Annotated in this window: 10 protein-coding genes; 2 read left to right on the top strand and 8 right to left on the bottom strand. The window is 34.7% G+C overall.

Features of this window, described 5'->3' with window-relative positions; genetic code table 11:
- Nucleotides 1–1,713: 1,713 nt before the first annotated feature.
- On the top strand, nt 1,714–1,884 hold the full coding sequence (locus MODO_RS19480; protein ID WP_006258511.1) for a hypothetical protein: 171 nt from the start codon (nt 1,714–1,716) through the stop codon (nt 1,882–1,884).
- A 224-nt stretch (nt 1,885–2,108) separates the two neighbouring features.
- Nucleotides 2,109–3,362, top strand: coding sequence for a helix-turn-helix domain-containing protein (locus MODO_RS11550; RefSeq protein ID WP_059050991.1), 1,254 nt, complete (start codon nt 2,109–2,111; stop codon nt 3,360–3,362).
- Nucleotides 3,363–3,688: 326 nt separating this feature from the next.
- Here the strand turns inward: MODO_RS11550 and hisIE are convergent, their stop codons facing one another.
- Genes hisIE through hisG form a run of 8 tightly spaced genes read right to left on the bottom strand, consistent with a single transcriptional unit; the run spans nt 3,689 to nt 10,597 of the window.
- Nucleotides 3,689–4,285: a bifunctional phosphoribosyl-AMP cyclohydrolase/phosphoribosyl-ATP diphosphatase HisIE gene (hisIE, locus tag MODO_RS11545; protein WP_006258513.1), complete on the bottom strand. Its 597-nt coding sequence runs from the start codon at nt 4,283–4,285 to the stop codon at nt 3,689–3,691.
- Nucleotides 4,282–5,034: an imidazole glycerol phosphate synthase subunit HisF gene (gene hisF, locus MODO_RS11540; protein WP_006258514.1), complete on the bottom strand. Its 753-nt coding sequence runs from the start codon at nt 5,032–5,034 to the stop codon at nt 4,282–4,284. Before hisF ends, hisIE begins: the two co-directional genes overlap by 4 nt.
- On the bottom strand, nt 5,028–5,741 hold the full coding sequence (gene hisA / locus MODO_RS11535; protein WP_059050989.1) for a 1-(5-phosphoribosyl)-5-[(5-phosphoribosylamino)methylideneamino]imidazole-4-carboxamide isomerase: 714 nt from the start codon (nt 5,739–5,741) through the stop codon (nt 5,028–5,030). The genes hisF and hisA overlap by 7 nt, the downstream gene beginning before the upstream one ends.
- A complete protein-coding gene (hisH, locus tag MODO_RS11530; protein ID WP_006258516.1) occupies nt 5,738–6,319 on the bottom strand; it encodes an imidazole glycerol phosphate synthase subunit HisH in 582 nt (193 codons plus the stop codon). Before hisH ends, hisA begins: the two co-directional genes overlap by 4 nt.
- Nucleotides 6,316–7,407 carry a bifunctional histidinol-phosphatase/imidazoleglycerol-phosphate dehydratase HisB gene (gene hisB, locus MODO_RS11525; RefSeq protein WP_039330257.1) on the bottom strand — a complete coding sequence of 364 codons (1,092 nt, stop codon included), beginning with the start codon at nt 7,405–7,407 and terminating at the stop codon, nt 6,316–6,318. The genes hisH and hisB overlap by 4 nt, the downstream gene beginning before the upstream one ends.
- Nucleotides 7,400–8,446 (bottom strand): histidinol-phosphate transaminase, encoded by a 1,047-nt coding sequence (gene hisC / locus MODO_RS11520; protein ID WP_059050986.1) that lies wholly within the window; start codon nt 8,444–8,446, stop codon nt 7,400–7,402. Before hisC ends, hisB begins: the two co-directional genes overlap by 8 nt.
- A complete protein-coding gene (hisD, locus tag MODO_RS11515) occupies nt 8,439–9,728 on the bottom strand; it encodes a histidinol dehydrogenase (RefSeq protein WP_039330261.1) in 1,290 nt (429 codons plus the stop codon). Before hisD ends, hisC begins: the two co-directional genes overlap by 8 nt.
- Nucleotides 9,729–9,739: 11 nt before the next feature.
- Nucleotides 9,740–10,597, bottom strand: a complete 858-nt coding sequence (hisG, locus tag MODO_RS11510) for an ATP phosphoribosyltransferase (RefSeq protein ID WP_006258520.1) — start codon at nt 10,595–10,597, stop codon at nt 9,740–9,742.
- Nucleotides 10,598–10,655: the final 58 nt, after the last annotated feature.

Below are 10,655 nucleotides of genomic sequence, written 5' to 3'. Positions count from 1 at the left end.
TCTCTAAAAATGGACACAACCCTTTAAATATCAATTGCTTTAGTTTTTTGTCGTGTACTTAGAAAATATTATTATGACCAGACTCCTATTGTGAGTTTAGAGCACAGATCATAATCATTACATTGAAGAGGATGTAAGATTTAAATTACGGGAGTAAAAAAACATCATACATGACTATTGTGAGTTGTCATGTAATGTATTCCAGCTATTGTGAGTTGTGGAATAACAATTAAACGAAGAACTGAATTCGCGAAGAACAATTACTATCGAATAAAAGATTTACTTACCCTATAAGTCTCATCTTAACACCACTTCGTGGCGAAGTTTTCAAAACCTAGTTTCAAAACCTTTTATACTTACTTCTTTCTTATTCCCATACTTACTTTTTCCATAAATGATAAAGATTAATTTATTAAGCTCCACTTCCACTCCACAGTGAAACTTAGAACTTATCTACTCGATAATTACTAATTCCTATGTACTACATCGAAACACAGTTCTCTGCTTGTTGCATTCACAGGCACAAAACGACTAGCTAGATATTAGGCTACAGTTCATAAAATTTACAACTAGTAAATCACTATCTCGCTCTCTACTACTTTCGCAGTACTACATGTGAGTTCTTAATTAGAGCGAAATAACGGATACTACTGATGCTATCTATTTTTATCAACCAATACCAAGTATTCAAATCGTTTTTGCTAATAAACTTCTTCTGTCATCCATAGGAAAACCTAAGGAATCAGATTTATAATAATTCGTTAGTAAGGGAATTTGTTTAGACATATAGCACTATCTCCACTCCTCTAAAAAAACTCCCTCAATTGAATGTACTATTAAAACATCTTGAGGGAGCGTAACAGTTCTCCATTGTCCCCACAAAATCAGAACTGCTAATATTATCTAGATTCATTGGAACTATATCTCTTCCCAAATTCAAAAACAAAATTAGTCACTGCACGAGAGGTAGTGCCTATACTTAAGCATGGTTTTTATCATAAATAGAAGCCCAATACGGTTGTTAATAATCTTAAATTGATACTTTTAAAAAGTTTAAAAAGACGCTCTTAAAAACAATAAACAGCTAAAAAACAGATATTTAAAAACTTAAAATAGTACTAGTACCTAACTAATTTCAACGATTCTAAAAAACAGTATTTACCCATTATTTGTTACACCAAAAAATGTGAAACATCAACAATTCGAATGATACAATGTGATTTTAAAAAATGTAAAATAGTGTCAAAATAGTCTAGGTTACGCTATATATAAAAGATTCTTAAAACCTAAAAAGTCTTAAAATAGAATCGATAATACGATATATGATTTTTATAATAATCTAGATAAATAGTGCAATCAACGTACCTTCAGTAGTTAGAAGTTGACTATTACTTTAATATATTTTACAGAATAATATGTTATAAAACTAAAAGGAAACAGATCACTAAAACACTCTAAAAATTAATACTTTCCTAGCCTAGTCTATATTTAAGATATCATAACTTAAGCTCACTTTTAACAACAGCCTTAGTCTAACTGTTAATAAATGTCATTAGTCTTATAAAACCTTCCTCTATTCGCATAACACACTAATTCACAAATGTCTTAAACAGATAAATAGGGTAATTATTTAACAAAGAACTATACTTTGTTATAGTACATATTACAGCTTTTCACTCTATATTGCTTAGTCAAAACAAAACAACAATAAACATGAGAAAAGAACAACAACAACCTAAAAACAAAGAGGTTACACTAAAATCAATTCTCTTAGATGTATTCAAAATCAAATACATAACACCACCTATTAGAAGCTATACTTCTAAAATATTTAACAATTACAGAAAAGAAGATTTAGAGATCAATATATCTTTTAAGTACTAAAAAACACTTAGTATATCACATATAGTTTGTTTTACGCTAGTATTATTCACCACTCTATCCTTAACTAATACTAACAGTACACTAACTATATAGACTTTCTCACTATCAAAGTCAAAAATTGCTATTATAGAAAAGTACAGATGTCTACTGTTTTGGGCTAAGACAGCAGCTATCCCCTCGTACTCTATTCTATGGTATTGATTATTTATTGTTAAAAAATTAAAATGGATTCGAAAAAAAAACAACAATATACCCATATAGGATTGATTCCTATATCGGTAATACTGAGTTATGTCCTTATAACTTGGCTACTTACTTTATTCATTAATATAAAGGATATAGTACTCACCTACACCTCATATACCCTATTTGATATAGCTCCAAAAATGCTTCAGAATATTGGATTGGGTCAGCTATCTACCTTTCAAAGCACTATAAGCATTAATAACTTCAGCGGTGTACAACTACACCATGAAATGACATCCTATATAGATCTACCTATCAACTATTTTGTATCAGGTATATTCTATGGTATGGCTTTCTTAGGATTAATAGCTAGTTTTATTATCTACCAAATCTTTAAAGAACGTAAGTGGATTAGTTATTTATCTATACAGTTACTTATTACACTTTGTTTTATAACAGGTGATATCCTAAACCTATTTCATATTCATTTACAAGCAGTTGAATCTTTTTTAAAAGCAACTATTCTTTCTTCCTCTATCATTTTTACAGGTATGTTACTATCTACATACTACCCATTCGGAACGAAGAGATTTATGTATAAGAATGAATTAAAATTATATTCTCTTACCTCTATCATAGCCATTGTATTATACTTCTCTAGCTATCTATATGGAGGCAAACATTCAGTAGTATTGGACATTACTGTTTTAGTATTCTTTATTTTTGTACAATTAACTAAAAGGAATTTAAAACACAGAAAGCAATACTATCTTTATGTAGCTTTTTTAATATCATTGTGTATTCTGTTAGGACTGAGCTTTATCAATCTAGAAATAGATGACCCTATCACTATTCAGAATCACGCTATGCCAAACTTAAAGCTATATGTATCAGCGATTATCGTATTGAGTATTATTAATAACTATGTGCTAGTCAGAAAAAACCAAAAACACAATGTACGCAACCGTGTTTTTATGTTTCAATATGTATTAATGCTGAAGAATTACCATAAACTGCTAGTTCATGAAAAGAATACACAAACTCTAAAACAACCTGATACTATTACACTTAAGGATCATCAAGGAGACTTGTCTTATCATTTAAAGAACAATTATAAACTAACGGAGAGAGAAGTAGATGTACTCTACCTCATCTGGGATGGACTGACTAATAAAGAGATAGCACATGAATTGAGTATAACGATAAGTACGACTAAATATCATATTAGTAATATATATCTGAAGTTAAATGTAAACTCGCGTTCACAGGTATTTGCATTAAAAGATTGGTAGCATACTTCAGTTACTTTTCTATTACTAATGTAGCACTTAAAGTAGGGATGAGTCCGTAGTGAGTCCGTTATGAGTCCATACTGACTCCGTTAATTCATACAAAATAACGGACTGAACACGAACTTATTGACCTCTTACTAGTTGTCATCCAAAAGGAAACAGCTAGTCAATATAAATTAAACAAAAACAGACTTGATCATAAATGACAAGTCTGTTTTGTTTTGACATATAGCTTATCAAAATTCGCATATTTAGAAAATATTTTTTTCTAAACCGAAATATTAGAATTTTAAAACAAGACTATATATCACTACATATAGGGATAGTTATTTAAGGTGTCTTTCTTTTAAAACAGATTCTATATCACTTAGAGTAAATCCTTTTGCTTTTAATAAAATAAGGTAGTGATATAATAAGTCTGCTGCTTCATTCTTAAAAAGAGTATCATTATCGTCTTTGGCTTCGATAACTAACTCCACTGCTTCTTCTCCTACTTTTTGAGCAACTTTATTGATTCCTCTCTTAAATAGTTGATTGGTATAAGATGATTCTACATTGTTATCAATACGCTCACTGATGATATTCTCTAAGATGTAAACAAAACCTTTATCACAAATCTCTCCAAAGCACGAAGTACTTCCTGTATGGCAAGTAGCTCCAATAGCTTCTACTTTTATCAATAGGCAGTCTCTATCACAGTCAGTCAAAATCTCTTTTACTAGTAAATAATTACCTGAAGTTTCTCCTTTAGTCCAGAGTCTATTTTTAGTACGGCTATAGAACGTTACTTTACCTTCTGTAATCGTCTGTTGATAGGCTTCTTCATTCATATAGCCTTGCATCAATACCTGCATGGAATCCTTATCTTGAATAATCACAGGTACTAACCCGTTGCCTTTATTAAAATCTATATCTAGTTTCATCTTACACTTATATTATTTGTTTTTAATATTTGCTTTAACTCTGGTATACTTATTTCTCCATAGTGAAATATACTAGCCGCTAACGCACCTGTCGCTTGCGTCTGAGTAAACACTTGTGCAAAGTGATCTATACTCCCAGCGCCCCCAGATACGATCACGGGTATATTTACCGTTTTAGCTACCTCAGCTGTAATATCCAGTGCAAAGCCCGCTTTCGTACCGTCATTATTCATTGAGGTTAACAGTATCTCACCTGCTCCTAAACTAGCTACTTGCTTTGCCCAGTCTATAGTCTTTAACTTAGTCTTGATACGCCCTCCTGCACTGTATACCCACCATTCACCCTCTTCGTACTTCGTGTCTATCGCTACTACTGCACATTGACTCCCCAATGCCTGAGCGATCTCCTGTATTAGCTCAGGTCTCTTGATAGCAGCTGAATTGACACTTACTTTATCTGCGCCTGCTCTCACTAAATCTATTGCTTGTTCTCTAGTACTAATGCCGCCACCTACGGTAAAAGGGATATTAATCTGACTCGCAATCTCATTGACTAAACTGATCAGCGTCTTCCTATTCTCTATCGTAGCTGTAATATCCAGAAAGACTAATTCGTCTGCGCCCTCTACCACATAGCGTTTTGCCAACGCTATAGGATCACCAGCTCGCTGTATATCAACGAAGTTAACCCCTTTGACTACCTCACCATTCTGAATATCCATACACGCTATTACTCTCTTCTTTAGCATAATTCACTCAACTCTTTTAATGTTATTCTTCCTTCATAGATCGCTTTTCCGATGATCACTCCTTCACAACCTATCTCTTTTAGCTTGTATAATTCTGCTACCGTAGTTAATCCTCCACTAGCGATCAGTTTCACCTCAGTATTCGTTATAATCTCTTTATACAACTCAATAGCAGGTCCGTTTAGCATTCCATCTTTTTCTATATCAGTGACTATGGTATAGGATACTCCTCTCTGCTCATACGATTGGATAAACTCTAGCACATCTGTATCCGCAGAGTCTAACCACCCTTGGGTCATAATCTTGCGCTGTTTACAGTCTGCTCCTAATATAATCTGCTCACTTCCGTATCGCTCTAACCATGTTAAGAATAGCTCAGGCTTAGTCGCCGCTATACTTCCTACAGTCACTTGCTTAGCTCCACTGTTAAAGGCAGTGATGATATCCGAGTCATTCTTAATACCTCCACCAAAATCTATCTGTAGATTGGTCTGAGTAGCTATCTCTTCTAATACCTTAGCATTCATTATTTGGCTTGACTTAGCGCCGTCTAGATCCACTACGTGTAAATACTTAATTCCTGCATCTTCAAACTGCTTCGTTACCTCTACTGGACTTGTATTATACACTTTAGAGGTATTATAATCTCCTTTTGATAGTCGAACACACTGTCCGTCTATTATATCTATCGCTGGTATGATTCTCATAATTCTAAAAAATTCTTCAATAATAGTTCTCCTACTTTACCTGACTTCTCAGGGTGAAACTGTACTGCATAAAAATTACCTTTAGCTAAAGCAGCCGAAAAGGGCACGATATAATTATTAACAGCAATAGTATCCTTAGATAAAGTAGCATAATAACTGTGTACAAAGTAGAAATCATCTAGCTCTTCAATCCCTTTAAACAAGGTCTCTTCTTCTATCATATCACAATTATTCCATCCCATATGAGGAACAATATCTGTGGCAGGAAAAAGCTTTACTTCATTGTCAAAGACACCTAATCCTACTACATTCCCTTCTTCACTAGAATTGCACAACAATTGCATTCCTAAACATATCCCTAGTATAGGCTGTTTTAAACTTACGATAACCTTATCCAATCCTTTATCTACTAAATACCTCATCGCAGAAGAAGCCTCTCCTACTCCTGGAAAAATCACTTTATCCGCAGAGGTAAGTATCGCTACATCATCTGTGACTATGGTCTGATACCCTAGTCGTTCTATAGCATTCTGTACAGACTGTACATTTCCTGCATTGTATTTTAAGATTGCGATCATAGTATGCCTTTAGTACTTGGTATATTATAGTTCTCCGTTTTACTTACTGCCATCTTTATTGCTTTAGCAAAGGCTTTAAAGATCGACTCTATCTTGTGGTGCTCATTGTCACCTTCTACCTTTATATTCAGGTTGCAACTCGCTGCATCAGCAAAAGATTTAAAGAAGTGATAGAACATCTCTGTTGGCATATCTCCTACTTTCTCTCTCTTAAACTCTGCGTCCCACATCAGCCATGCTCTCCCTCCAAAGTCTATAGCTACCTGAGCTAAACACTCATCCATCGGTAGTAAAAAGCCATATCTCTCTATGCCTTTCTTATTGCCTAAGGCACGCTTAAACGCAGAACCTAGTGCAATAGCTGTATCTTCTATTGTGTGGTGCTCATCTACTTGTAAGTCACCTTTGACTTTTATCTTTAAACCTATATTACCATGTCTATTGACTTGTTCTAACATATGATCAAAGAATCCTAAACCTGTCTCGATAACACAGTCTTTAGCGCTGTCTAGATTCACTTCTATATCAATCGTAGTCTCATTCGTCTTTCTGTATTCTTTACCTATACGGGGTTGTTGCTTTAAGAACTGATAGATCTCCTGCCAATCTATTGTGCTCAATGTGGCACGCTCATCTGCAACTTCATTGATATAAATAACTTTGCTTCCTAAGTTCTCTGCTAACTGTATATCTGTCAACCTATCGCCTAAGACATAAGAGTTCGTTAAATCATAATCTCCATAGACATACTTACCTAACATTCCTAATCCAGGTTTACGCGTAGGTTTATTTTCATAGTCAAAAGAGTTATCTACATAAATATCTGTAAATGTCACTCCCTCTCCTGCTAGTGTATCCAATATAAAGTTCTGCACAGGCCAAAAGGTATCTTCTGGAAATGAAGCAGTTCCTAGCCCATCTTGATTACTAACTAAAACTAAAGTGTAATCTAACTCTCTCGCTATCTTAGACAAACTAGAAATAGCCTTAGGTAAGAATACCAACTTCTCAAAACTATCAATCTGAAAGTCTTCAGGTTCTTTAATAATAGTTCCGTCTCTATCAATAAATAATACTTTCTTACTCACGATCTATTGTTTTTAATGCAGTTATTAATTGGTTATTTTCCTCTGGTGTACCTATCGAAATACGCAAAGTATTCTCTACGACCTTACTTCTATTTCTCACGATAATTTGCTTATTAATCAAGGCTTCATATACCTTATCCTCATTACCAAATTCAACTAATAGATAATTAGTCTGTGAGGGACATACTCTCTTCACAATAGAAAGTTGCTTCAACTCTTGGATGAGTTTCTCTCTTTCCTCGATAAGTAGCTTTATCCTTTGTTGAAATCCCTCTGTATCTTGTAGTTGCTTTATAGCTTCTTCTTGTGTTACACTACTTAGATTATAAGGAGATTTTACCTTGTTAAAATAAGAGATTAACTCCTCACTCATCCATGCCATACCGATGCGAAGTCCTGCCATTCCCCATCCCTTAGAAAGAGTCTGTAGAACAATAAGATTGTTATACTTCACTAACTCCTCTAACCAAGAAGGCTCATTGCTAAAGTCTATATAAGCTTCGTCTATAATGACTATCCCTTTAAATCTCGTTAATAATGCTGTGATACTGTTTCTATCTAATAGATTACCCGTAGGATTATTAGGCGAACAGATAAACATCAGCTTCACAGTAGGGTCTTCTAAATAAGGTTCTACTACTGCTAGTTCTAAATCAAATGCATCATCTAGAGGAAGTGTGATTAACTCAACAGCGTTAATATTAGCATATACTTCATACATCCCATAAGTAGGGGTAAATACGATAGCTTTATCCTTACTAGGTTCACAGAATATTCGATAGGCTAAATCAATCGCTTCATCACTTCCGTTACCTAAAAATAATTGGTCTGGGTTTCCTCCTTTTATCTGACTAATGGTTTTCTTTAACTCTACTTGATATGGATCAGGATAGCGATTCACTATACCATACGGATTCTCATTTGCATCTAAGAATATTCCTATATCACCTTTGTACTCATCCCGTGCACTTGTATAAGGGGATAAAACCTTAATATTAGGGCGAACTAATTCGTTTATACTTATTTTATTATTACTCATTGCTTAGTTTTTTAAGGCGAATACTAACAGCATTTTTATGAGCGATTAACTCTTCTGCCTCTGCCATTACTTCAATTGTTTTACCTATGTTCTTTAGTCCTTGTTTCGTTAACTTTTGAAAAGTAACCTTCTTTACAAAGCTGTCTACCGATACGCCACTATAGCTCTTAGCATAGCCATTAGTAGGTAGGGTGTGATTCGTACCACTCGCATAATCACCAGCACTCTCACAAGAATAAGCACCTAAGAATACAGAACCTGCATTGATCACTAAGTCTATATACTTCTCAGCATTCTCTATATTTAAGATTAAGTGTTCAGGCGCATAAGCATTGCTAAAAGCAATACATTCTTCTATAGTCGATAATTCTATCATCAAGCTATTATTAAGCGTCTGTTTCGCTAAGTCTCTTCGAGGTAGTTCCTCAAGCTGTTTCTCCAATGCCTCAGCTACTTCACTTATCTTCTGCTTCGTTGTGGTCACAAAGACTACTTGACTATCTGTTCCGTGCTCCGCCTGTGATAATAGATCTGCTGCTATATAATCTGCATCAGCCTCTTGATCTGCAACGACTAAGACCTCACTTGGCCCTGCTGGCATATCGATAGCTATGCCTTGTGCCTGTACTAACTCTTTAGCCTTAGTTACATATTGATTACCAGGGCCAAATATCTTATAGACTTGAGGCACTGTCTCTGTACCATACGCCATGGCAGCAATAGCTTGTGCTCCACCAATCTTAAAGATAGTCTCTATACCTAGGTACTGCGCAGCATAAAGAACTACCTCATTTACTTTGCCTTGTTTATTACACGGTGTACACAATACTAATTCTTTACAACCTGCTAGTTGAGCAGGAATAGTTAACATTAATAATGTGGAGAATAACGGAGCTGTACCACCCGGTATATAAAGCCCTACCTTCTCTATTCCTACACTCTTTCTCCAGCAAGTCACTCCTTCTGTCGTCTCTACTTTATCTTCTGTAGATAACTGAGACTGGTGAAACGTTCTGATATTCGATGCAGCTATAGCTATAGCATCTTTGATATCCTGATTAACTAAAGTAGCGGCTTCTTCTATCTCCTGTCTACTTACTCTGAAGTCTGTTAACTGTACTCCATCAAATAATGAAGTATAATTCTGAATAGCCTGATCTCCTCTTTCTTTAACTTGTTTGAGTACTGTACTGATACTCTCATTTAGACTTTCTGTTGTGATAATAGGACGCTTTGTTAACCCTATCCATTCTTCTCTTGCAGGTTTATATACTGTTATCATAGCTTCTTATTTTAGTAAATCATTTTTTCTATCGGAGCTACTAGAATTCCCTCTGCTCCTAAGGCTTTTAACTCGTCGATGATATCCCAGAATTGGTCTTCTTGGATAACAGAGTGTAGACTACTCCAACCTTCATCTGCTAAGGGTAAAACAGTAGGACTCTTCATCCCTGGTAGTATAGAGATGATCTGTTCTAACTTATCATTAGGAGCATTTAATAAAATATACTTGCGTTCCTTAGCATTTAAAACAGACTTAATTCTAAACAAGAGTTTGTCTAATAAGACTTGTTTCTCCTCTCCTAAAGCTTGGTTGCTAATTAAGACTGCTTGGCTGTCTAGCACCTTGTCTACTTCTTTAAGTCCATTAGACATTAGCGTAGATCCACTACTCACGATATCGCATACCCCATTAGCTAGCCCTATGCTAGGTGCTATTTCCACACTTCCTGAGATAAACTCTATAGAAGCATTCACGCCTTGTTGTTTTAAGTATTTTTCTAGGATAAAGGGATAAGAAGTTGCAATCTTTTTGCCTTCAAAGTAAGTAATACCAGTATAGTCAACTTCTTTAGATACAGCTAAACTCAATCTACAACTACCAAAGCCTAGGTATTCTAATACCTTAACAGGTAGATTAGCCTCTAAGTACACATTCTCTCCTACAATACCGATATCAGCTACTTGTTGTTCTACATATTTCGTTACATCATCATCACGCAAGAACAGTACTTCGATAGGGAAGTTCTTACTTTCGGCAATTAGTTTACCACCACCATTGGGAAACTTAATGCCACATTCTTTTAATAATTCTAGGGATTTCTCACTAAGACGTCCACTTTTTTGGATTGCAATTTTTAATTTACTCATATTATTTTTTGATTAAAATGTTCGAGTAAACCGATAGGAAGTATCAAATAGCAATACG

This window comes from Myroides odoratimimus (assembly GCF_001485415.1).
Classification (GTDB): Bacteria; Bacteroidota; Bacteroidia; order Flavobacteriales; family Flavobacteriaceae; genus Flavobacterium; species Flavobacterium odoratimimum.
Note: the sequence above shows the minus strand (reverse complement) of the source record. Positions and strands in the feature narration are given on the sequence as shown.

Excerpts from the sequence above, each read along its gene's own strand:
- hisD (WP_039330261.1), bottom strand. The coding sequence starts at position 9,728 with ATGATAACAGTATATAAACCTGCAAGAGAAGAATGGATAGGGTTAACA.
- MODO_RS19480 (WP_006258511.1), top strand. The coding sequence starts at position 1,714 with ATGAGAAAAGAACAACAACAACCTAAAAACAAAGAGGTTACACTAAAA.
- hisH (WP_006258516.1), bottom strand. The coding sequence starts at position 6,319 with ATGATCGCAATCTTAAAATACAATGCAGGAAATGTACAGTCTGTACAG.
- MODO_RS11550 (WP_059050991.1), top strand. The coding sequence starts at position 2,109 with ATGGATTCGAAAAAAAAACAACAATATACCCATATAGGATTGATTCCT.
- hisF (WP_006258514.1), bottom strand. The coding sequence starts at position 5,034 with ATGCTAAAGAAGAGAGTAATAGCGTGTATGGATATTCAGAATGGTGAG.
- hisIE (WP_006258513.1), bottom strand. The coding sequence starts at position 4,285 with ATGAAACTAGATATAGATTTTAATAAAGGCAACGGGTTAGTACCTGTG.
- hisC (WP_059050986.1), bottom strand. The coding sequence starts at position 8,446 with ATGAGTAATAATAAAATAAGTATAAACGAATTAGTTCGCCCTAATATT.
- hisA (WP_059050989.1), bottom strand. The coding sequence starts at position 5,741 with ATGAGAATCATACCAGCGATAGATATAATAGACGGACAGTGTGTTCGA.
- hisG (WP_006258520.1), bottom strand. The coding sequence starts at position 10,597 with ATGAGTAAATTAAAAATTGCAATCCAAAAAAGTGGACGTCTTAGTGAG.